This window comes from Martinezella rhizogenes, from assembly GCF_027460065.1.
In the GTDB taxonomy this organism is placed as follows: Bacteria; Pseudomonadota; Alphaproteobacteria; order Rhizobiales; family Rhizobiaceae; genus Agrobacterium; species Agrobacterium rhizogenes_C.
Window position 1 is genome coordinate 1 of record NZ_JAPYZZ010000034.1, and the last position, 21,931, is coordinate 21,931.

General features: G+C 60.1%; 21 protein-coding genes and 2 pseudogenes. 10 read left to right on the forward strand and 13 right to left on the reverse strand.

Annotated elements, in window-relative coordinates; all coding sequences use genetic code 11:
* Positions 1 to 325: 325 nt before the first annotated feature.
* Together O8B93_RS27170 and O8B93_RS27175 are read right to left on the reverse strand one after the other, a co-directional pair.
* Positions 326 to 613 (reverse strand): annotated as a pseudogene (locus O8B93_RS27170) (MDR family MFS transporter); the annotation flags it as partial.
* The gene (locus O8B93_RS27175; protein WP_269713000.1) at positions 567 to 2,105 is read right to left on the reverse strand and encodes an MDR family MFS transporter; all 1,539 of its coding nucleotides are present in this window, start codon (positions 2,103 to 2,105) and stop codon (positions 567 to 569) included. The gene O8B93_RS27175 and the pseudogene O8B93_RS27170, both read right to left, overlap by 47 nt.
* Before the next feature lie 141 nt (positions 2,106 to 2,246).
* Here O8B93_RS27175 and O8B93_RS27180 point away from each other — a divergent pair, with 141 nt between their 5' ends.
* On the forward strand, positions 2,247 to 2,762 hold the full coding sequence (locus O8B93_RS27180; RefSeq protein WP_269713001.1) for a MarR family winged helix-turn-helix transcriptional regulator: 516 nt from the start codon (positions 2,247 to 2,249) through the stop codon (positions 2,760 to 2,762).
* An 83-nt stretch (positions 2,763 to 2,845) separates the two neighbouring features.
* Entirely contained in the window at positions 2,846 to 3,505 is a 660-nt protein-coding gene (locus O8B93_RS27185) for a glutathione S-transferase family protein (protein ID WP_269713002.1), read from the forward strand.
* Between the two features lie 228 nt (positions 3,506 to 3,733).
* Here the strand turns inward: O8B93_RS27185 and O8B93_RS27190 are convergent, their stop codons facing one another.
* Positions 3,734 to 4,354: a glutathione S-transferase family protein gene (locus O8B93_RS27190; protein ID WP_269713003.1), complete on the reverse strand. Its 621-nt coding sequence runs from the start codon at positions 4,352 to 4,354 to the stop codon at positions 3,734 to 3,736.
* 161 nt (positions 4,355 to 4,515) lie between these two features.
* Complete coding sequence (locus O8B93_RS27195; RefSeq protein WP_269713004.1) at positions 4,516 to 5,514, reverse strand: asparaginase; 999 nt, start codon at positions 5,512 to 5,514, stop codon at positions 4,516 to 4,518.
* Positions 5,515 to 5,587: 73 nt separating this feature from the next.
* Between O8B93_RS27195 and O8B93_RS27200 the strand changes: the two genes are divergently transcribed.
* A complete protein-coding gene (locus O8B93_RS27200) occupies positions 5,588 to 6,340 on the forward strand; it encodes a DUF3750 domain-containing protein (protein WP_269713005.1) in 753 nt (250 codons plus the stop codon).
* Positions 6,341 to 6,344: 4 nt separating this feature from the next.
* On the opposite strand, the gene O8B93_RS27205 is transcribed toward O8B93_RS27200, so the two are convergent.
* Positions 6,345 to 7,688 carry a chloride channel protein gene (locus tag O8B93_RS27205; RefSeq protein ID WP_269713006.1) on the reverse strand — a complete coding sequence of 448 codons (1,344 nt, stop codon included), beginning with the start codon at positions 7,686 to 7,688 and terminating at the stop codon, positions 6,345 to 6,347.
* Positions 7,689 to 7,833: 145 nt separating this feature from the next.
* Here O8B93_RS27205 and O8B93_RS27210 point away from each other — a divergent pair, with 145 nt between their 5' ends.
* Both O8B93_RS27210 and O8B93_RS27215 read left to right on the forward strand, forming a co-directional pair.
* Positions 7,834 to 8,109, forward strand: a complete 276-nt coding sequence (locus O8B93_RS27210) for a YlcI/YnfO family protein (RefSeq protein ID WP_006312252.1) — start codon at positions 7,834 to 7,836, stop codon at positions 8,107 to 8,109.
* Positions 8,106 to 8,405: a type II toxin-antitoxin system RelE/ParE family toxin gene (locus O8B93_RS27215; protein ID WP_006312253.1), complete on the forward strand. Its 300-nt coding sequence runs from the start codon at positions 8,106 to 8,108 to the stop codon at positions 8,403 to 8,405. Before O8B93_RS27210 ends, O8B93_RS27215 begins: the two co-directional genes overlap by 4 nt.
* Positions 8,406 to 8,408: 3 nt before the next feature.
* Here the strand turns inward: O8B93_RS27215 and betA are convergent, their stop codons facing one another.
* The 3 genes from betA to betI all read right to left on the reverse strand — a co-directional run bounded on the left by betA (position 8,409) and on the right by betI (position 12,239).
* The gene (betA, locus tag O8B93_RS27220) at positions 8,409 to 10,058 is read right to left on the reverse strand and encodes a choline dehydrogenase (RefSeq protein ID WP_269713007.1); all 1,650 of its coding nucleotides are present in this window, start codon (positions 10,056 to 10,058) and stop codon (positions 8,409 to 8,411) included.
* Positions 10,059 to 10,125: 67 nt separating this feature from the next.
* On the reverse strand, positions 10,126 to 11,607 hold the full coding sequence (gene betB, locus O8B93_RS27225; RefSeq protein ID WP_269713008.1) for a betaine-aldehyde dehydrogenase: 1,482 nt from the start codon (positions 11,605 to 11,607) through the stop codon (positions 10,126 to 10,128).
* Positions 11,608 to 11,618: 11 nt separating this feature from the next.
* On the reverse strand, positions 11,619 to 12,239 hold the full coding sequence (betI, locus tag O8B93_RS27230) for a transcriptional regulator BetI (protein ID WP_010971178.1): 621 nt from the start codon (positions 12,237 to 12,239) through the stop codon (positions 11,619 to 11,621).
* Positions 12,240 to 12,603: 364 nt separating this feature from the next.
* Between betI and O8B93_RS27235 the strand changes: the two genes are divergently transcribed.
* The 5 genes from O8B93_RS27235 to O8B93_RS27255 all read left to right on the forward strand — a co-directional run bounded on the left by O8B93_RS27235 (position 12,604) and on the right by O8B93_RS27255 (position 16,622).
* The gene (locus O8B93_RS27235; protein ID WP_173986434.1) at positions 12,604 to 12,840 is read left to right on the forward strand and encodes a ribbon-helix-helix domain-containing protein; all 237 of its coding nucleotides are present in this window, start codon (positions 12,604 to 12,606) and stop codon (positions 12,838 to 12,840) included.
* Between the two features lie 171 nt (positions 12,841 to 13,011).
* The gene (locus O8B93_RS27240; protein WP_269713009.1) at positions 13,012 to 14,814 is read left to right on the forward strand and encodes a GGDEF domain-containing protein; all 1,803 of its coding nucleotides are present in this window, start codon (positions 13,012 to 13,014) and stop codon (positions 14,812 to 14,814) included.
* A gap of 88 nt (positions 14,815 to 14,902) precedes the next feature.
* Positions 14,903 to 15,916 (forward strand): NAD(P)H-quinone oxidoreductase, encoded by a 1,014-nt coding sequence (locus O8B93_RS27245; protein ID WP_269713010.1) that lies wholly within the window; start codon positions 14,903 to 14,905, stop codon positions 15,914 to 15,916.
* Between the two features lie 62 nt (positions 15,917 to 15,978).
* Positions 15,979 to 16,260, forward strand: a complete 282-nt coding sequence (locus O8B93_RS27250; RefSeq protein ID WP_269713011.1) for a toxin-antitoxin system TumE family protein — start codon at positions 15,979 to 15,981, stop codon at positions 16,258 to 16,260.
* Positions 16,257 to 16,622 (forward strand): HVO_A0114 family putative DNA-binding protein, encoded by a 366-nt coding sequence (locus O8B93_RS27255; RefSeq protein ID WP_269713012.1) that lies wholly within the window; start codon positions 16,257 to 16,259, stop codon positions 16,620 to 16,622. The genes O8B93_RS27250 and O8B93_RS27255 overlap by 4 nt, the downstream gene beginning before the upstream one ends.
* Positions 16,623 to 17,280: 658 nt before the next feature.
* On the opposite strand, the gene O8B93_RS27260 is transcribed toward O8B93_RS27255, so the two are convergent.
* From O8B93_RS27260 to O8B93_RS27280, 5 genes and pseudogenes are all read right to left on the reverse strand, one after another.
* Entirely contained in the window at positions 17,281 to 18,321 is a 1,041-nt protein-coding gene (locus tag O8B93_RS27260) for a sulfate/molybdate ABC transporter ATP-binding protein (protein WP_269713013.1), read from the reverse strand.
* 11 nt (positions 18,322 to 18,332) lie between these two features.
* A complete protein-coding gene (gene cysW / locus O8B93_RS27265; protein ID WP_269713014.1) occupies positions 18,333 to 19,205 on the reverse strand; it encodes a sulfate ABC transporter permease subunit CysW in 873 nt (290 codons plus the stop codon).
* Positions 19,198 to 20,055 (reverse strand): sulfate ABC transporter permease subunit CysT, encoded by an 858-nt coding sequence (gene cysT, locus O8B93_RS27270; RefSeq protein WP_003509001.1) that lies wholly within the window; start codon positions 20,053 to 20,055, stop codon positions 19,198 to 19,200. Before cysT ends, cysW begins: the two co-directional genes overlap by 8 nt.
* Before the next feature lie 198 nt (positions 20,056 to 20,253).
* Positions 20,254 to 21,279 (reverse strand): sulfate ABC transporter substrate-binding protein, encoded by a 1,026-nt coding sequence (locus O8B93_RS27275; RefSeq protein WP_269713015.1) that lies wholly within the window; start codon positions 21,277 to 21,279, stop codon positions 20,254 to 20,256.
* Positions 21,280 to 21,772: 493 nt separating this feature from the next.
* Positions 21,773 to 21,931, reverse strand: a pseudogene (locus tag O8B93_RS27280) (IS110 family transposase); the annotation flags it as partial.

The following is a 21,931-nucleotide window of genomic DNA, read 5'->3' on the forward strand; positions in this document are numbered from 1 at the left end:
GGTTGCGGCGTCGAAAAGATCGAGATGTGCTTTTGCAACGTCGCATCCGATGTAAACAGGGTGTACCATGGCAAGCCTCATCCTGTGCTACGAGGTCCGCGCTCACGGCCTCTGTCAACTGTTCAGGTTGGGATTATCAAGAGCGGGCGGAGGCCAAAGCCAGCAAACGGTCTCAATCGACCAGGACCCCGACGGCCTTCCGCCCGCAACCCTTATACCATAACTCCAATACACAGGATCCCTGTGACAGGCACAGGGATGAGGTAAGAGCGAGCAGACGGAGGAAAGTGCACGTGGGAACCGACACACCTTCGTGCAATCGTCCCTACTCCCCCGCCGCTTCCGCCGGCTTCGCCTCAACCGCTGCGGGCAGGCGCACCGGTTTCAGCATCAGCGCCGCGGCAAGACCAATCGCCGCAGTGGCGGCGGCCGCGAAGAACAGCGGCGTAAACGCATCCGAATAGAGCGAGGCGACGGCGGCCTGGGAGGCGGCGGGCAGTTCGGCGAGCATTTTCGGTGTCAGTTCCTCGATCCTGCCGACACCCGGAATATCGATCGCGACACCTTTAAGGCTCGACGAGACGATCGCGCCATAGACCGAAATGGCGATGGCNTGCGGGCAGGCGCACCGGTTTCAGCATCAGCGCCGCGGCAAGACCAATCGCCGCAGTGGCGGCGGCCGCGAAGAACAGCGGCGTAAACGCATCCGAATAGAGCGAGGCGACGGCGGCCTGGGAGGCGGCGGGCAGTTCGGCGAGCATTTTCGGTGTCAGTTCCTCGATCCTGCCGACACCCGGAATATCGATCGCGACACCTTTAAGGCTCGACGAGACGATCGCGCCATAGACCGAAATGGCGATGGCGGCACCACCCATGCGGGTCAAGGTGACCGCGCCGCTCGCCGCGCCGATATCGGCCTTGGGAGCGGAATTCTGCACGCCGATGATGGGAGCCTGCTGGCCGAGGCCGACGGCGAAACCCTGCGCGAGCATCAGCACCGCGATCAGCCAAAGCGGCGTTCCGGCATGCATCTGCGTGAAGAGCAGCATGACGAGGACATTGATGGTGAGGCCCGCCACAGAGAAAGGCTTGTAGACGCCGGTGATCGAAATCAGCCGGCCGGCAGAAAGCGAACCCATGACGATGCCGCCGGTGACGGCGATGAAGAACAGGCCGGCATGGGAGGGCGAAAGGCCAGTGGTCGTTTGCAGGAACAGGGCATAATAATTGACCATGCCGATGCCGATGCCGCCGCTGGTCAGCGACACGATCATCAGCAGCGGAAAAGTGCTGTCCTTGAAGAGGCGCAGCGGCACGACGGGTTCCGGCGCGCGGCGCTCCACCTGCACCCACAGGAAAGCGGCGATCACGGCAAAGGCGATAATGCCGAGGCTGGGGCCGGCGATCAGCGAGCCGAACAATTCGCTGCTATCGGCCCAGAACACTACGCTGGCAATGGTGGCCGCCAGAAGGACCGCGCCGAGATAATCGATCTTCGGCTGTCGCGCCGGGCGCCGGTAAGGCAGCATCAGCGCCAGACCTGCAATGACGATAATGCCGAGCGGCAGGTTGATGAGGAAGATCGACCGCCATCCGAACAGGTCACTCATCGTGCCGCCGAGGATCGGGCCGACACTACCCGAGGCCATGATGGTGAGGCTGGAATAGCTCTGGTAGCGGGCGCGTTCGCGCGGCTCGAACAGATCCGCATTAACGGAGAAGATCGACACCATGATGCCGCCGCCGCCAAGCCCCTGCAGCACGCGGGCGGCAATCAGGCTATCCATCGACCAGGCGAGACCGCAGGCGAGCGAACCCAGCGTAAAGATGACAACCGCCGCGATCATCACATATTTGCGGCCGAAGAGATCGCCGAGCTTGCCATAAACGGGCATGACCGCGCTGGTCGCCAGAAGATAGGCCGAGCCGATCCAGCCGAAACGCTCCAGTGCGCCGAATTCGCCGACGATGGTGGGCAGCGCTGTCGAGACGATCTGGTTGTCGAGGGTGGCCATGAACATGGCCAGCATCAGAAACAGAAAGACGATGAGCCTGCGGCGGTGATCCGACACAAGCGGCGCCACGGGGGCGGTGGACATATCCATGAAAAATCTCGTTGAGTTCCGGCGATTTTGCTGCGACAATTTGTGTGCTATCAGCACATATATGTCAATGTCAAGTTTTTGACATCTGTGCTATCAGCGCTAAATGTGATCGGAAACCAGCATCGAAAGGAGCGGCGGAGCGTGGCGAGCGAGGAAGACTGGAACGAGGATTTGCCCGAGGACATCAAGCGGATCGGCAATACGATGACGCGCATGCGCATCATGATCGGCCGCCGCATCATCGGCCGCATGGCGCTTGCCAAGCTCGCTCCGGGTCTCGAACTCTCCCATATCGATGTTCTCGATATTCTGCGCCGGGCCGAAGGCGATGTCACCGTCGGTGCGATTGCCGAGGGCATGCGCATCGATCCCTCGCGCGGTAGCCGTGTCGTTGCTGATATGGTCGGGCGCGGCCTGCTGAAACGGGGCGTCTCGCAGGAGGATGGCCGCCGCAGCATCGTCGAGATCACGCCGCTTGGCACCAGTCTTTTACAGGAAATGCGCCGGACCAAGATGAGCGTCATCGAGGATGTGATGGATGGCTGGCCGGCAGAGGATGTGGAGGCATTCGCCCGCCTGTTCGAGCGCTTCATCGACCGTTTTGAAAACCGGCTTTCGCCGGATGCGGACGTGCTCACCGATCAGAAAAAATCATAGTTGCACCTGACATCCACAACTTCACTTTAAAACGACGAGACCGTAACGTGCCGCGATCGAACAGGTTTCAAGGGGTAATTTCGATGTTGACGATTTACGGTGTCTACCGTTCCCGCGCCACGCGCACATTGTGGCTGGCGGGGGAACTCGGCATAGAATTCAAACATGTGCCTGTCATTCAGGCGCGCCGCCTTGCCGATCCGCTCGCCACTGATGCGCCGCTCAACACGCTGTCGCCCGCGTTTCTCGCCGTCAACCCGATGGGTACCATTCCCTGCATCGAGGATGACGGCATGGTGCTTTATGAATCCATGGCCATCAATCTCTATCTGGTGCGCAAATATGGCGGGCCGCTCGCCCCGGTCGATCTGAAGGAAGATGCGGCGATGCTGCAATGGTCTTTCTTTGCCGCAACCGAAATCGAGACCAACTCGCTGAAAATTTCCTCCGCCATCGCCGAAGGCCTGTCGGAAAGCGACAGCGGCAAAGCGGTGATCGATGTTGCCGCCCGCCTGCTGAAGCGCCCGTTCCGGGTGCTGGAGCAGCATCTCGCCACCCATGATTACCTGGTGGGAGACCGTTTCACCGTGGCCGACCTCAATGCAGCGGAAATCGTTCGTTATGCGCAGGGTCACCAGCCGCTGTTTGACGCCCATCCGGCGGTGAAGGCCTGGCTCACCCGCTGCCAGGCGCGCACGGCGTTCAAGACCATGTGGGATACGCGCGCGGCCGAGGCGGCGTAAACGAGAGAAAACGCCGCCGGCACACTCTCTGCGCCCTCATTCCTGTGCTCGTCACAGGAATCCAGCCGACGCGCGTCTGCGCGGCGGAAAGACTCCTCTCAGCCCAAGGACTTGGGCTGGCTGGATCCCTGTGACAAGCACAGGGATGAGGGAAAGGGAGCCCCTTCTCAAGAAGGCAGGCACGTTAGCGACGGAGCCAGCTTGGAACTTTGTTTGCCTATCGCAAGCTCAGCCCCTCTCACCCTCCAGCGCCCGCTGCACCGCCGGACGGTCGTTCATGCGGCGGAAGTGGTCGTGCACTCTCGGGAAGCGGGCAATATCCACACCGTCGCTTTCCAGCCAGCCGGACATGACGAAGAGATAGGGATCGGCAACCGAATAGGCCGTACCCAGAACCCATGGGCCGCGCAGCATGCCGTGTTCGATTAGCTCGAAGCAATCACCCATGTTTTTCGGCACCTTGGCCTTCATGTCTGCAAGCGAGCTATCCTCACTCGCCCAACGGCTTCCGCGCCGGCCATGGGCATGGGCGACATGCACGGTGGAGGAGATGAAGGCGTTGAAGGACTGCATCAGCGCGAATTCGAAGGGATCGTCAAGCGGTGCGAGCTTCTTCTCCGGCGTCATCTGGGCGATGAAGGCGAGGATGGCGGGCGTCTCGGTTAGCACGCCGCTTGCGGTGGCAAGCGCCGGCACGCGGCCTTTTGGATTGATCTTCAAAAATGTCTCGGAGCGCTGTTCGCCCTCGGCGAAATTGACGCGGTGGGCCGTGTAAGGCAGGCCGGATTCCTCAAGCACGATATGGCTGGCGCGGGAGCAGGAACCGGGGGAGAAAAACAGGGTAAACATGGATATGCGACCTCCAGGACAATGAAGGCGCCCACTTCCTCTTGCTGCGGACGCCGGGCCTTGCCGGTGGCCGGGAGTCGGCCATCACGCGCAGGGCAAGCCATCATCGTGCCGGCAACCGGCGGCGTCAAAGGTTTTATCGTGTTTTTTGATGCCGGATTTTACAGCCCGACGACTCTGACATCACCGACATGGATGCCGTTCCAGTTGCGCATCTGCCGGTTGGCCATGCCTGTCAGAGCCTGCTGCTCAGCGCTGCCCTCATCAAAATAGCGGGCTAGCAATGCCGAGACCATGGCTTCGGCCGCGCGCGTGGTGCCGTCCTCGCATTTCACCGCCATGGCAATGCCCTTTTCCGGCAGAGCCGCCACAAAGACACCTTCAGCGCCGGTCTTGGCGAAAATCTTGCCCGGTGCGATCTGCATCAGCCTGGTGCAGGCGCGGCCGGTGCCCGCGACATAAAAGGGTTCCGCCATGCAGGCCTCGAAGAGGCGGCGCGAGGCTTTCGCGCGTTCTGCCTCGAGCCCCCTGCCCGTCGCCATTTTGGCGAAACCATGCGCCAGCCCCTTGAGCGGCACGGCATAGGTGGGAATCGAGCAACCATCCACGCCGCAATTGTCATGGCCGAGCGCCGCCCCCGTCAGGCTCTCCATCGTGGCACGGATTTGCCGCTGGAGGGGATGATCGTAACCGACATACCCTTTCGGATCCGTGCCGGTGTGGCAGCAGGCGCAGATGAAACCGGAATGTTTGCCGGAGCAATTATTGTGGAGCGCCGTCGGCTTTTCCAGCGTGCGGGCCTGATGGATGATGGTCTTCTGGTCCGACGACCAGTGCGCGCCGCATTCCAGCGTGTCGACATCCCGGCCCGCTTTCGCAAGCATGGCAGCGGCGAGTTCCGCATGAGCGTCTTCACCGGAATGGGAGGAGCAGGCCAGCGCCAGCTCGCGGTTGCCGAAACCATAGGCATCCGCCGCACCGCTCTCCACCAGCGGCAGCGCCTGCATGGCCTTGCAGGCGGAACGCGGGAAGATGCCGCGCTCGATATCGCCGGCAGAAAACAGCACCCCACCATCGCCATCCACCACCACGGCAAGACCCTGATGGCGGCTTTCGACGAGATTGCCTCGGGTCACTTCGACGGTAACGGAATTGTTCATTCTCTCAGCCTCAAAAAATTCTGATTTTATGTTGTTGATACCGCAATTGATTTTTCGATGCACGGGGCTATCAGTGAAATTCGCAAAACGTCTGCTGCTGGCGATTGCCGTTATCTATCTGCTGCCGGCTTTGGCCTCGGCGGGCTTATGGGCGATGAAAGACCACCCACGCGGCTGGAACAGCGCACGCTGGTCTTCCTCCGGAATATTGCCGCAAGCCACAAAAGACGGGCAAGCGGCCGTGTACGTCTTTTCCGCCATGACGGGAGGGTTCAAGGGTTCCGTCGCCAGCCATGCCTGGGTCGTGCTGAAGAAACCCGGTGCCACCACCTATGACCGCTACGACAAGGTGGGCTGGGGCACGCCTATCCGGCATAATGGCTATGCGGCGGATGCCTTCTGGTATTCGAATGTTCCGCGCGAGGTGGTTGCCATTCATGGTACGGAAGCCGAGCGGCTGATCCCGAAGATCGAGAAGGCCATTGCCGACTATCCCTATGGCAAGCCGGGTGGTTACCGCATCTATCCCGGCCCCAACTCCAACACCTTCGTCGCCCATGTGCTGCGCAGCGTGCCGGAACTGGGCGTCGTGCTGCCGCCGGATGCGGTCGGCCGCGACTATCTGCCGGACGGCGCGTTTTATCACATTGCCGATGACTGGAAGGATGCGAGCGTCTCGCTTGGCGGCCTGTTCGGCGTTTCAGCCGGCGCGCGCAGCGGTTTCGAGGTCAATTTCCTCGGCCTCGTCGCCGGCATCGATTTCGGCCGGCCGGGAATTAAAATACCGGGGCTCGGTTATTTCGGCGTCGCGGGAATCCGGGCGTAAGCCGTCACGTTTCGCTGGCCTGAGCGGCGCGCCGGGCGCGGATGCTCTGGGCGATGAAGACGCGCGACAGGCCGTGATAAAGCGGCTCCCGCGAGAAAAGACGCGAGGTCAGATATCCGAGCATAGCCGCAACCATGATGGGAATGACGCCTTCGTGATTGCCGGTCATTTCGAGAATGATGACAAAGGCCGTCATCGGCGCCTGCACCACGCCGGCGAAATATCCCGCCATGCCGACGATCGCGCCGAGACCGATGCTGGTGCCGAGCAGGTCGGCCATGGTGCTGCCGAACCCCGCCCCCACCGACAGGGACGGCGCGAAGATGCCGCCTGGGATGCCCGACATCATGGCAAGAAACGTCGCCCCCAGCTTTTCGATGAAGAAGAAGGCTGGCGCGGCCTCGCCTTCGATTGCGGCGCGTGCCTGTTCGTAGCCCGTTCCGAAGGTCGCTCCGCCTGTCGCAATGCCGATCACGGCGGAGGCAAGGCCGCAGGCGGCGGCGACCGCCAGCATCCGCTTCAGCGGCATGGTCTGGGCAAAACGGCGGATACGCGCGGACAGACGCAGGGCCCCGGCGCTGAACAGCGCCCCGAATGCGCCGCCGCCAACACCGCAGATCAGCACCAGCAGCCAGTCCATCATCGTTTTCGCCATGACCGAACTGGTGCCGAAATAAGTATAGCTGCCGACCAGCGCCAACGAGGCGAGGCCCGACAGGATGACGGCAGTGAGAACGAGGCCGTTCGCGCGGGATTCATAGGTCTTGCTCATTTCCTCGATGGCGAAGACGATGCCCGCCAGCGGCGTATTGAAAGCCGCCGCGATGCCGGCTGCCGAGCCGGCGAGAATGAGACCCTTGGCCTGCGCCATGCCGCCCCAACGGGCCGCCTGCAACATGATGGAGGCCCCGACCTGAACGGTCGGTCCCTCACGGCCGATGGAAGCGCCGGAGAGAAGACCGGCCACCGTCAGCACCACCTTGCCGAAAGCGAGTTTCAGCGACAGCAGCCGCGAACGATCTCCATCGTCGCGCAGGTGCCGCGCGGCAATTGCCTGCGGAATGCCGCTGCCACCGGCATTGGGAAAAACCGAGATTGCAAGCCAGGCGCAGAGCGTGAAACCGAGCGGCGTGATGATCAGCGGCAGCAGAAATGCCCATTCGCCTACGGATGTAGCCGCAAAGAAAAGATACTGGGCGCGATCCGCCGCCCAGGCAAAACCGACACTGATAAGGCCGACCGCAATCGCGCCAACCCAGAAAACCGCCCTCGGCTTCCAGACCCGCCAGGAGCCCCACACGACGCGGGAACGGCGGAGCATCTTCAACTTCTTGTAATCGGCGGGCATGGCGATCCGGATCGGTGATTGGTGTTCGGCAGACGTTAAGCCCGTTTATCTGCCTCAAGGCCCGCGATTGCAAGGTTTTGCATTTGACTTATCACTGCCGATGACCGATCTTATGCATCGCAATTGCAACGCAGAGAGACGATCCATGAAAACAGCAACAATTCCTTCGCTGCGGGTGACAGCGGATTTTCGCGAGGCAGCCGAAAGCGTGCTGAAGGACGGCGAGACGCTCTCGGCATTTATGGAAGAAGCCGTGCGCAAGCAGGTGGAAATCCGTAAATCTCAGGCGGAGTTCATCAAGCAGGGGCTTGCAGCGCGCGAAGAATCCAAGCGAACGGGCGTCTATCACAAAGCCGAGGACGTTCTTGCAGAGCTGAAGGCTATGCTTGACGAAAAGCTTGCTGAAGACAACGACAAGTGACATTTCAGGTTTTTCTTGCCGACAGAGCGCGCGACAATATAACACGCCTCTATGCACATCTCCTTCGCCAGGACAAATATGCGGCGAAGCGAGCCTACAGGGCCATCGAAAAAGGAATTGCCGCACTTGCGGATTTTCCGCTCAGCTGCCGGAAAGTAGATGCAGAAAATCCCTTTCTGAGGGAGTTTCTTATTCCATTTGGCTCCTCAGGCTATGTCGTTCTTTTTGAGATAGAAAGTGCCGAGAAAGTAACAATCCTCGCGATCCGCCACCAGCGCGAGGATGACTATCATTGATCCTCACCGGTCGCTGACGGCCGCGCGCGGGTTCACCCACGGCTCCTGGTTGGAACGCGGCAGCGGGGTTTTGCCGAGGATGTGATCAGCCGCTTTTTCGCCGGTCATGATCGAGGGGCCATTGAGGTTGCCGTAGGTCACATGCGGGAAGATCGAGCTGTCGGCGACCCTTAAGCCCTCCACGCCGATCACCCGGCATTCGGGATCGACGACGGCCATGGGGTCGTTCCTGTCGCCCATCCGACAGGTGCCGCAGGGGTGATAAGCGCTTTCCAGATGCTCGCGCAAAAAGGCGTCGATCTGTTCGTCGGTCTCGATGTTTTCCCCCGGCTGGATTTCCGGCCCGCGAAAATCGTCAAAGGCCTTCTGGCCGAAAATCTCGCGCGTCAGGCGCACGCAATGGCGGAATTTTTCCCAGTCTTCGGGGTGGCTCATATAGTTAAAGCGAATGACCGGATCATCCGTCGGATCGGCGGAGCGAAGCGTGACGTTGCCGCGCGATTTCGACAGGTTGTAGCCCACATGCGCCTGAAAACCATGGCTTTTTGCTGCCGCCTTGCCGTCATAGGAAATAGCGACGGGCAGGAAATGATACTGGATATCAGGCTGTTTCAGACCGGGTGCGGAGCGCAGGAAGGCGCAGGCCTCGAACTGGTTGGAGGCGCCGAGCCCGCCTTTCGACAGCAGCCATTGCGCACCGGCCACGCCCTGCCAGAACCAGGGCAGCCAGGAATAGAGCGAGACGGGCTTGGTGGAGACCTGCTGGAAATAAAACTCCATATGGTCCTGAAGATTTGCCCCGACACCGGGACGATCCGCCTTCACCTCGATGCCCATGTCTTTCAGATGCGCGGCGGGGCCGATGCCCGACAGCATCAACAGTTTCGGCGAGTTGAAGGAGGAGGCTGAAACGATGATCTCGCGATTGGCCTTGATGGTTTCAATCCCACCCCTGCGCTCGATCTCGACACCCACGGCACGGCCATTCTCGATGACCACCTTGCGGGCAAAACCATTGACCAGAGTGACGTTGCCGCGCTTTAGCGCCGGTTTCAGATAGGCATTGGCGGCCGACCAGCGGCGGCCATTGTGGATGGTCTGCTCCATCAGGCCGAAACCTTCCTGCTTGGAGCCGTTATAGTCGTCCGTCAGTTCGAAACCGGCCTGTGCGCCCGCCTGAATGAAGGCGTGGAACAGCGGATTGCTGACCGGCCCGCGCTGCACATGCAGCGGTCCATCCGTGCCGCGCCAGCCCTCTTCGCCGCCATGGCTGTGTTCCATGCGCTTGAAGTAAGGCAGCACATCCGCATAGGCCCAGCCATGCGCACCGAGTTCTTCCCAGCGATTGAAATCCTCGGCATGGCCGCGCACGTAAACGAGGCCGTTGATGGAGGACGAGCCGCCGATGACTTTTCCGCGCGGCGCTGTAATCCTGCGGTTACCTAGATTTGGCTCGGGCTCGGAGAGATAACCCCAATTGTAGCGCTTCATGCTCATCGGCCAAGCGAGCGCCGCCGGCATCTGGATGAAGGGTCCGAAATCGGAACCGCCAGCCTCGATGACGATGACGGAATAACGGCCGTCTTCCGATAGGCGGTAGGCGATGGCGGAGCCTGCGGAGCCGGAGCCGACGATGACGTAATCTGCTTGCATTGTTTGCTCCACTGGGGGCTTCGGTTCCGATGAATGTATTCGGGTGGGGCTTACCCCCCTCCAACCCTCAATAAGGCGCGTCCACCTTCCCCGTGCTCACATAAACCGTCTTCAACTCGCTATAATGCTCCAGCGCCGCCGCCGAATTCTCGCGGCCGAAGCCGGATTGTTTCGAGCCGCCGAAGGGTATCTCCACCGGGCAGAGATTATACGTGTTGATCCACAGCGTGCCCGCCTCCAGCCGGTCCACCACACGGTGAGCGCGGGCGAGGTCGGCGGTGAAGACGCCGCCGGCCAGTCCGAATTCGGTGGCGTTGGCGCGGGCGAGGACCTCGTCTTCATCTTCGAAATCCAGCACGCACATGACGGGCCCGAAGATTTCCTCGCGGGCGATGGTCATGTCGTCGGTCACATCTGCGAACACGGTCGGCTGCACATAGGCGCCCTCGCCCGGGACATTGTTGGGAATGCCGCCGCCGGTAATCAGCGTGGCACCATCCGCCTTGCCCTTTTCGATATAGGACAGAACCTTCTCCTGCTGGGCCTTGGAGACCAGCGGGCCGAGATGGGTGGCATAATCGAGGGGGTCGCCGAGGATCATCGCCTCGGTGCGGCTTTTCAGGTTTTCGAGGAAGCGGGCCTTTGCCTTTTTCTGCACGAAGACGCGCGTGCCGTTGGAGCAGACCTGGCCCGAGGAATAGAAGTTGCCGAGCATGGCCCCACCGACGGCGCTTTCAATATCGGCGTCGTCAAAGACAATCATCGGCGACTTGCCGCCGAGTTCCATCGTCACATGTTTCAGATGCCCGGCAGCGGCGGCGGCTACTTTGCGGCCGGTCGGAACCGAGCCGGTGAGAGAAACCTTGGCGACGTCAGGGTGGTTCACCAGAAGCGGCCCGGTATCGCGATCGCCCTGAATGACGTTGAAGAGACCCTTGGGCAGGCCGGCCTCGATCAGAATTTCGGCAATCTTCAAGGCACCGAGCGGGGTGTTTTCCGAAGGTTTGAAGACCATGGCATTGCCGGCGACGAGTGCCGGGGCGGCCTTCCAGCAGGCGATCTGCTGCGGATAGTTCCATGCGCCGATGCCAACGCAGACGCCGAGCGGCACGCGCTTGGTATAGGCGAAATCACCGCCGAGCGGGATGTAATCGCCATTCAGCGCGGAAGGTGCGATGCCGCCAAAAAACTCGAAGGCATCGGCGCCGGAGGTGGGATCGGCGACGATGGTTTCCTGAATGGGCTTGCCGGTATCCAGCGTCTCGAGCGTGGACAGCGCATCGTTGCGTTCACGCATGATATCGGCGGCGCGCTTGAGGATACGGCCGCGGGCCATGGGGCTCATCGCCGCCCATTCCTTCTGGGCGCGCTTGGCCGAGGCGATGGCGCGCTCGACGATGGCCGGCGTTGCCGCATGCAGTTTTGCAATCACCTCGCCCGTTGCAGGGAAGATGCTCTCGAACGGCGTGCCGGTATTGTCCTCGACATAATCCCCGTCGATGAAATGCGAGGCTTTCGGCTGCGCCTTGAGCGGTGTCGCAATGGTCATGTCGAAGTCTCCTAGAGAGTGCGGATGGACGGCTTGGCGCGCTGTCCATCGGGAAAAGATTTGAGCTGCATGTCGAAATAGTCCTCGACAAGCGCCGGCGCGGAAGCAAGGCCAAGCGGGGCGGAACGCAGGCTGTGCCTGATATAAAGCCCATCAATTAGCGCCGCTGCCCCTTCGGCGATGCGTGCGGCATCGTCGGGCGGGCAGAGCCGGTTGAGGCTCGCCATGAGATTGGAGCGCAGGCGGCGGGAATAAATGACCAGCAGGCGGCGCGTTTCTTCCGAGCGCTGCGCCTCGACGTAAAAGGCGAGCCATGCCGCCACCGTTTCGGGCGTGAACTGATCGCTCTGGAAGGAGACATGCACGATGGCGCTCAGCTTTTCACGCGGACCGGAGGCGCGGATCAGCGCCGCCACGGCATCGCGCCTGAGATCACGCAGCAGGCTGCGAATGGTTTCCAGAAGCAGCTGCTGCTTGCTGCCGAAATAATGATGCGCCAGCGCCGCCGACACGCCCGCTTCCCGGGCGATATCAGACATTGTCACATTCAGTGAACCATGGTGGCCTATGGTGCGCAACGCCGCATCCACAAGCGCCTTGCGGCGCAGAGGCTCCATTCCGATCTTGGGCATAAGCGTCTCCTTGATGGATGGCAAATTATTCTTGATTGACTGATCAATCAATAAAAAATGCGCCATTTTATGTCGCGGATTTGCGATGGATCATATTTTCCACCGCGGGCCGTCGCTATGATCGTCAGGAAGCACGCGAGGCGGCTTGGAATCTCCGTGCCCCAGCGGTCTCACGGGGGAAAAACTAAACCGTGATATACTGCGAATTGGGAATGAGACGCGTTTCGTGCTAGGGTGTCTGGTGATACAAATTTCGCTGGAAGCGGCGCCAGACGAAAACACAAGAACGCCCGCACATAGACCGTAATGGCAGCCTTCTCATGAAGCCTGCCAGAATTTTCACGACGGTTAAGGGAGTGATATCATGCCAATGGTAACAGTATCGATTTCCCCGGAACAGGCAGCGAGAATGCGCGAAGCCGTGAACTGCGGGGCTTATGCTTCCGGCAGCGAGGTTGTGAGGGAAGCGCTGAGATTATGGGCGGCATCGGCCGCACATGGCACGGGCGCAAAGTCCACACAGCCCGTCGAGGCGGACCGGGAACGTGTGAACGTGGCGGAGCTTTATGCCGCTCACAGCGGGCATATCCGCCGCGCATGAGACCCGGCGCTGCGGCCCGTGTAATTGCACGGGGCCGTTACAAAACGTTCATTAAAGCTTCATAGTCGTGAAAGCTTTTGTTGACCTGTGATCTGCGATTGTTCTCCGCAAAAGAGACAGGATCCCCTGGGGGTTAGCCATCAAGGGGACGGACAGTAGCGGAGAACAGAAATGCAAGCCGTCGCGCTAGAGAACGATGTCATCAGGCGTTTTGCCTCCGGGCAGATGTTTCCCATGGCGAAGCTGGTGCTGGAAACGGCGTTCCAGCCGATTGTCGAGGCGACGACGGGCACGATTTTCGGTTATGAATCGCTGATGCGCGGCCATGACCGGCTTGGTTTTTCCAATCCGCTGGCGCTTCTCGACCAGGCCGCCGAGGATGGCGAACTGAAGGCCTTCGAGCAGATGCTGGCAAGCCGGGCGCTCGCGAAATTTTCCACCCTGCCCGACTTCTCCTCCGCCACGCTTTTCCTCAATCTCGATGTGCGGCTCATTCCGCATGGCGATGTCATTCTCGACAAGCTCGTCGGCCATCTGGCCCGGGCGGGCATTCCCGCCTCCTCCATCTGCTTTGAGCTTTCCGAACGGTTCGACAATACCAGCGTGCCGGAATTCACGTCGCTGATCGCCCGCATGCGCAAGGAAGGCTTCAAGCTGGCGATCGACGATTTCGGCGCCGGCCACGGCGAAATGAAGCTGCTCTGCGATTTCCCGCTTGATTACCTCAAGATCGACCGGCATTTCATCTCCGGTATCGACCATCTTCCCCGCAAGCAACATCTGGTGCGCAACATCGTCAACATCGCCCATGTTCTCGGCGTCAGGGTGATTGCGGAAGGTATCGAAACGGAAGCGGAATTCCTCTCCTGCCGCGAATTCGGCGTCGATCTGGTGCAGGGCTGGCTGATCGCCAAGCCGACGGTCTTCACCAGCGAATTGCCCGAGAGTTTTCCGCACCTCAACCGCATGGGCGTGGCGCGGCGCAACAGCCAGACGCTGGACGAGATTCTGATCCGCCGGGAAATCGAGCGCCTTCCCACCGTGTTCGAACATGACAGCGTCGACAGCGTCTTCGAACTGTTCCGCAGAAACCCGCAGCAGGCTTTCTTCCCGGTTCTCAACGCCAATGGCGAACCGCGCGGCGTCATCAACGAATATCACCTCAAGGAATATATCTACCGGCCCTTTGGCCGCGATCTGCTCAAGAACAAGATTTATGAGCGCACCATTTCCCATTTCGTCGATCCCGCGCCGATCGTCGGCCTCGATGCGGATGCGGACCAGCTGATGAACATGTTCGCCAGCATGGGCGGCAGCGCCTGCATCATCCTGACCGAAAACATGCGTTATGCTGGCATCGTTTCCGCCGCCTCGCTCATCAAGGTCATCAATGAAAAACAGCTGAAGATGGCGCAGGACCAGAACCCGCTGACGGCGCTGCCCGGCAACCGTGCGATTGGCGGCTTCATTGCCGACAGCTGCAGCGACGGCGACGAGACGCGCTTCTTTTGTTATTGCGACTTCGATAATTTCAAACCCTTCAACGACAAATATGGCTTCAACGCCGGCGACCACGCCATCACCCTGTTTTCGGCACTGATGCGCCGTTATTTCTTCGCCGGCGACTGCTTCCTTGGCCATATTGGCGGCGACGACTTTTTCATCGGCGTGCGTGACTGGTCGGTGGAGGAACTGACGGAAATCCTCGAGCGGCTGCTCAGCGATTTTCACGACGACGTCGCCGGGCTCTATTCCGACGAAGACCGTGCCGCCGGATGCATGAAGGGCCAGGACCGCAACGGCAATGAACGGGACTTTGCGCTGCTGCGCTGCTCCATCGGCGTCCTCACCTTGTCGAAGGGGTCGATCATCGCCAATCCCGAAAGGATCGGCAGCGAGATTGCCGGCGTCAAGGCGGCCGCGAAGGAAAACGAAGGCGGCCTCGTCGTCAGGGTATTCGGCGAGGCAAATTGACACCAGCGACAAACGGCCTCCTTCCCTCAAGCGCACATCTGACCTACATCTTCAGGTAACGCCGACTAGTGAGGAGTTGCCCCTGCCCATGTCCGATACCAAGACCCTGCCCGAAATGATGCGCTTCATCGACCTGCCGTCCCATGGCGGCCCGGAGGTGATGCGGCCCTCACAGGCGCCTTTGCCGAAACCCGCCAAGGGCGAGATCCTTGTGAAGGTCGAGGCGGCGGGGGTCAACCGTCCCGACGTCGCGCAGAGACAGGGCATCTATCCGCCGCCAAAAGGTGCAAGTCCTATCCTTGGGCTGGAAATCGCCGGCGAGGTTGTCGCACTCGGTGAAGGCGTCACCGAATTCAAGCCGGGCGACAAGGTCTGCGCACTCGCCAATGGCGGCGGTTATGCGCAATATTGCGCCGTTCCCGCCGGGCAGGCCCTGCCCTTCCCCAAAGGCTATGATGCCGTCAAAGCCGCCGCACTGCCGGAAACCTTTTTCACCGTCTGGGCCAATCTCTTCCAGATGGCGGGCCTGACAGAAGGTGAGACCGTGCTCATCCACGGCGGCACCAGTGGCATCGGTACAACGGCGATCCAGCTTGCCAAAGCCTTTGGCGCGGAGGTCTATGCCACGGCAGGCTCAGCGGAAAAATGCGAAGCCTGCGTGAAACTCGGCACCAAGCGCGCGATCAACTACCGCGAGGAGGATTTCGCCGAAATCGTGAAATCCGAAACCGGCGGCGAGGGCGTCGATGTGGTTCTCGACATGATCGGTGCGGCCTATTTCGAAAAGAACCTTGCGGCACTCGCCAAGGATGGCTGCCTCTCCATCATCGCCTTTCTGGGTGGTGCGACAGCCGAGAAGGTCGACCTGAGACCGATCATGGTCAAACGCCTCACCGTCACCGGCTCCACCATGCGCCCCCGCACCGCGGACGAGAAGCGCGCCATCCGCGATGAGCTTGTCGAGCAGGTCTGGCCGCTGATCGAAAACGGAAAAGTTGCACCTGTTATCAACCGGGTGTTCACGCTGGACGAGGTCGTGGACGCACACCGGCTGATGGAAAGCAGCAATCATATCGGCAAGATCGTGATGAAGGTGTCGTGACACTTTGAACGCGCCCGTTGTTTTTATTGACAACGGGCTAGCGCGTTGTCATGAATAACAACATGAAGGCCGTTCTGCTCGAGAAACCCCGTAAAGTGATCGATGAGACGGCCTTTTTCGAGGTTGTCCTGTGGCATCTTCCCGAGCCCGTTCCCGGCAGCGCCCATCCCTTCAAATACCGGCTGGCGCTGGTGATAAAAGGGGAATGTGTTCTGCGTTACGACAATGAGCGCGGCAAGGGCGATCATCGTCATATGGACGGGCGTGAAGATGCTATCCCCTTCACCACGCTCGAAGCGCTGTTCGATGCATTTCAGGCGGATATGGAAAGGATTTTGTCATGACGGCACTCACGGTACGTCTCAGCACGATCAAGGATATCAAGAACCGCTTTGTTGCCGCTGGCAATCTGGCAATGTCCGGAAAACCGGTGGAAGCAAAACCATCCGTCGAATTTTCGAGCTATGAGGATCTGCACCGTATTCTGGCGCCGCTGCGGCTTGCCATCATCAAGGCCCTTGCCGGACAGGGAACGCTCTCGATCCGCGAAGTTGCCCGCCGGGTTGGACGGGATGTGCAGGCAGTTCATCGCGATGTGACGACGCTCCTCCATGCGGGCATTATCGATCGGAACGAGGCCGGCATCGAGTTTGCCTATGACAGCATTCACTTCGAATTCGACGTGAATGCTGCAGATGCAGCATAGTCGCCGAGCGGCGGTTAAAAGCAACACCCCTTGCATTACTGACGAATCGTACTACCTTCTAGTTATGTTCAACGTATCGGAAGGAGGTGATCCAATGTCTAGTGAGATTTCGGTCTCTGGTGCAGGCAATGGAAAGGGTGGTTTTGCGACGGGGCAGCCCTCGGCGTAATGAGCCTTACCTTCGGAACGTTGAGAAACAGTCCCGGGTCTGTAAACAAGACCAAACTCATGGAAGGGTCGCTTCGGCGGCCCTTTTCCGTTTCTGGGGTTATGTGCGGGTACGTATGCTTGGCTTATCTCTGTGCATCACCCTCCCTCATCTCTGTGCTTGTCACAGAGATCCAGCCAGACCAAGTCTTTGGGCTGGGAAGAGTCTTTTTCGCCGCGCAGACGCGCGCCGGCTGGATTCCTGTGACAGGCACAGGAATGAGAGTGTGGGATAAATCAGCGCTGTAAATTCGACGCCTCGTTGTACGCGTGACACGCCCCTTCCGTCATGCCAGGCTTGACCCGGCATCCAGCCGCCACGCGTCTGAGCGACGAGAGCAGCCTTTTCAGCCCAAGGACTTGGGCTGGCTGGATACCGGTTCAAGGCCGGTATGACGGGGAACTGAGGATAGGCGCAAACCACCGGCTGCCAATCGCAGCCGCATCTCCCCTACTTCTTGCCAAACACCTTCCACCGCGTCGGGCGGAAGCGCAGTTCCGCGCCCACGGCGACGGCGGCGTTGAGCGGCACTTCGATTTCGAGGTGATAGGGTTCATGGCCGTTATTGGCGATGTCGATTTCGGCGATACGGGTGCCGGCAAGGCGGCGACAGGTGGTGACCTTGCCGTAAAGTGCGTCCTTCTCGTCCGTCAGCACCACATCTTCCGGGCGGAAGAACAGCTCGCCCTCGCCCGTGCCACCCTCATCAATGCCGATGCTTTCGCCCTGGAACAGCACATGGCCGTCGCGGATCGTCACCGGCAGGCTGGAGGATTCGCCGATGAAGGAGAAGACGAAGGGAGAATTCGGCGTGTCATAGACGTCATCGGCCGTGCCGACCTGTTCGATCTTGCCTTGGCTCATGACGACGACGCGGTCTGCCAGTTCCAGTGCTTCTTCCTGATCGTGGGTGACGAAAACGGTGGTGTGGCCGGTGCGGTCGTGGAATTCGCGCAGCCAGCGGCGCAGCTCCTTGCGCACCTTGGCATCGAGCGCGCCGAAGGGTTCATCGAGAAGCAGGACCTTCGGCTCGATGGCGACAGCACGGGCGAGCGCCACGCGCTGGCGTTGGCCGCCGGAAAGCTGGGTTGGATAGCGCTTTTCAAGACCGGAGAGATGCACCATGTCGAGAAGTTCGGATACGCGTTTGCGGATCTCGGCTTTCGGCGGGCGGTTGGCGGAGGGGCGCACCTTGAGGCCGAAGGCGATATTGTCGGCCACCGTCATATGGCGGAACAGCGCATAGTGCTGGAACACGAAACCGACATTGCGTTCCTGCACCGTGCGGTGGGACGCATCCTCGTTGCCGAAGAAAATCTGGCCCTGCGTCGGCTGTTCGAGGCCGGCGATCAGACGCAGCAGCGTCGTCTTGCCAGAACCGGAAGGACCGAGCAGCGCGATCAACTCGCCGGAACGAATGTCGAGCGACACGTCGTTCAGCGCCGGAAAGCGGTCGAACTGCTTGGTGATGCCGGAAACTTTCACTTCCATGAAGATGCCTTTCAATGCTTGCCGGCTGCGTTGCCCGCGCCAAAGCGTAGTTCGAGAATGGTTTTGAGAATGAGCGTGACGAGCGCCAGACCGGCGAGCAGCGTCGCCACCGCGAAGGCCGCGCCCATATTGTACTCATTATAGAGGATTTCCACATGCAGCGGCATGGTGTTGGTCTCGCCGCGAATATGGCCTGACACGACGGAGACGGCGCCGAACTCGCCCATGGCGCGGGCATTGCAGAGCAGCACGCCGTAAAGCAGTCCCCATTTGATATTGGGCAGCGTGACATACCAGAAGGTCTGCCAGCCGGAAGCGCCGAGCGAAATCGCCGCCTCCTCGTCGCCATTGCCCTGATCCTGCATCAGCGGGATCAATTCACGCGCGACGAAGGGAAAGGTGACGAAGATGGTGGCGAGCACGATGCCCGGTACCGCGAAGAGGATTTCGATGCCGTAACTCTTCAGCCATGGCCCGAGCACGCTGTGGGACGAGAACAGGATGACATAGACCAGGCCCGAAATGACCGGCGAGATCGAGAACGGCAGGTCGATGAGCGTGATCAGGAAGGCCTTGCCCTTGAACTCGAATTTCGCGATCGCCCAGGCGGCCGCGACTCCGAAGATGAGGTTGAGCGGCACGGAAATGGCGGCGACGAGCAGCGTGAGGCGGATGGCGGAGAGCGCATCGGGTTCGACGATTGCCTCCCAGAAGGCGTCTGCACCCTTGCGGAAAGCTTCGAAGAACACCGAGACCAGCGGCAACACGAGGAAGGCCGCAAGGAACAGAAAGGCGACGGCGATCAGCGCCAGCCGCGCAGGCAGGCTTTCGCTGGCGGGATCGCGGAACGGCCGGGGGGACGTGCGGGAAGCGGTCTCAGACATAACCGTACCTCTTGCGGCTCCAGGCCTGAATGAGATTGATGAGGAACAGCATGGCAAACGAGATGATCAGCATGATGGTGGCGATGCCGGTGGCGGCCGCATAGTTGAACTCCTCCAGCCGGATGACGATGAGGAGCGGCGCGATTTCCGAGACGTAAGGGATATTGCCGGCGATGAAGATGACCGAGCCATATTCCCCGACACCGCGTGCGAAGGCGAGCGCGAAACCCGTGAGGATCGCGGGCGTCAGGCTCGGCAGCAGAACGCGGGTGATGGTCTGGAAACGGTTGGCGCCGAGCGTCGCCGCCACTTCTTCAACCTGCCGGTCGATTTCCTCCATGACCGGCTGCACCGTGCGCACCACGAAGGGCAGGCCGATGAAGATCAGCGCGATAACGATGCCGGTCGGCGTGAAGGCGATCTTGATACCGAAGGGTTCGAACAGCGAACCGACCCAGCCGCGATTGGCGTAAAGCGTGGTGAGCGCGATACCGGCCACCGCCGTCGGCAGGGCAAAGGGCAGATCGACGATGGCATCGACAAAGCGGCGACCGGGAAAACGGTAACGTGTCAGCACCCAGGCGACGATGACGCCGAAAACCGCGTTGACCAGCGCGGCAAGAAAAGCCGTGCCGAAGCTGACGCGCAGCGCATTCAGCGTGCGGCTATCCGTGGCAATCGCAATGAAATCTGAAAAACCCAGTTTCGCCGTGGACCAGATGAGGCCGCCCAGCGGAATAAGAATGATGAGAAACAGATAGGTCACTGTGTAACCAAGCGTCAGGCCGAAGCCCGGTATGACGCTCGACTGCCGCCATTTCCACCTGTTTCCGGATGTATTATTGCTCATCAAGGCTCCGGATAATCTTTAGTTTGGCGCATTTCCGGACAGGAAACCGGGGTCCGCTTTTCCTGGAAATGCTCTCTGGGAGCCGGTGTTCCCCGGCGTTTATTATAAAGGATCGACCGGCACGGTGTCCGGTCGATCGGTTTTTGTTTTCTTTTGTCCGTGCGGACGCGGGCGATCTCTTTTCAGCCCATCATCCGCTTACTTTGCGGGCTTGTAAATCTGGTCGAAGATGCCGCCGTCACCAAAATGTTCAGGCTGCGCCTTGGCCCAACCGCCAAACTGCGGGTCGTCAATGGTGACGAGCTTGATATCGGGCAGCTGCTTGAGCAGATCCTTGGAAACCACGGCCGGGTTGGACGGGCGGTAGAAGTGCTTCGCCGCAATATTCTGGCCCTCGTCGGAATAGAGATATTGCAGATAGGCTTCCGCCGCCTTGCGGGTGCCCTTGGCGTCGACATTGGCGTCAACCACGGCGACCGGCGGTTCAGCGAGGATCGAGATCGGCGGCACGACGATATCAAAAGCGTCAGCGCCGAATTCCTGACCGGCGAGATAGGCTTCGTTTTCCCAGGCCAGCAGCACGTCGCCGATCTGGCGCTGTGCGAAAGTGACCGTGGAGCCGCGGGCGCCGGTATCGAGAACCGGGGCGCGCTTGTAGAGATCGCCGACATAGGCCTTGATCTTGTCCTGATCGCCCTTGAACTCTTCATTGGCCCAGGCCCAGGCGGCGAGATAATTCCAACGGGCACCGCCCGAGGTCTTCGGGTTCGGCGTGACGATCTGCACGTCACCCTTCACCAGATCGCCCCAATTATGGATGCCCTTCGGGTTGCCTTTGCGCACCAAAAAGACAATGGTCGAGGTGTAAGGCGAGGAATTATACGGCAGACGGCCGCGCCAGTCCTTGTTGATCTTGCCGGAATTCTGGACGATGGCGTCTATGTCGCTCTGCAATGCGAGCGTCACCACATCCGCTTCCAGACCGTCGATGACCGAGCGCGCCTGCTTGCCGGAACCGCCATGCGACTGCTGGATCGTGACGTCCTCACCGGTATCGGCCTTCCACTTCTTGGCGAAGGCCTCGTTGAAATCCTTGTAGAGCTCACGGGTCGGATCGTAGGACACGTTGAGCAATTTGGTCTGCGCGGCGGCCGAGCCAACGCCGCCAAGTGCCAGTGAAAGGCTAAGCGCGACAACGCTCAAACCGGACAGAAGCTTGGACATCGGTATTCCCTCCTGATTGCGATGGCTTAACTCTACCGGTTGAGTAGAGTTGGTCAATGAGGCCGAATACGATCGAAAAAGTGTTTCCCGAGAGCGTTTTCCCGGGCAACAAATACAGCGCAGCATAAGCGAAAGGCGCAACAAGCGTCGTGTAAAACTTTGCTGAATGCAAAACCGTTTCACATTTTTGCCGATTTTTTGCCGCGATGGCGAAAAATATTATGGGGTTTTAGACGATTTTTTCGTTGAGCAGCGTTGGATCAGCGGTGAATATCTCATGGTTACCCCAACTCGTCGGCCCGGCGGGCTCAATCCCTAAATGGCCGCGACGCCCTCTCTCCCACCCTCATTCCTGTGCTCATCACAGGAATCCAGCCAGCCCAAGTCTTTGGGCTGAGGGGAGTCTTTTCGCCGCGCAGACGCGCGTCGGCTGGATTCTTGTGACATCCTCGGGCTTGTTCCGGGGCACAGGAATGAGCGACTGTCTTTGATGTCAAGCGTTTTGCCATGGTTTGTTGTCTCTGATGATGGCGTTTAGGATTGTCAGGAGCTTTCGCATGGTTGCGACGACGGCGACTATTTTAGGCTTTCCTGCCTGAACGAGGCGATCACGAAAGATTTTGAGGGTCGGGTTATGCCTGATGGCGACGAG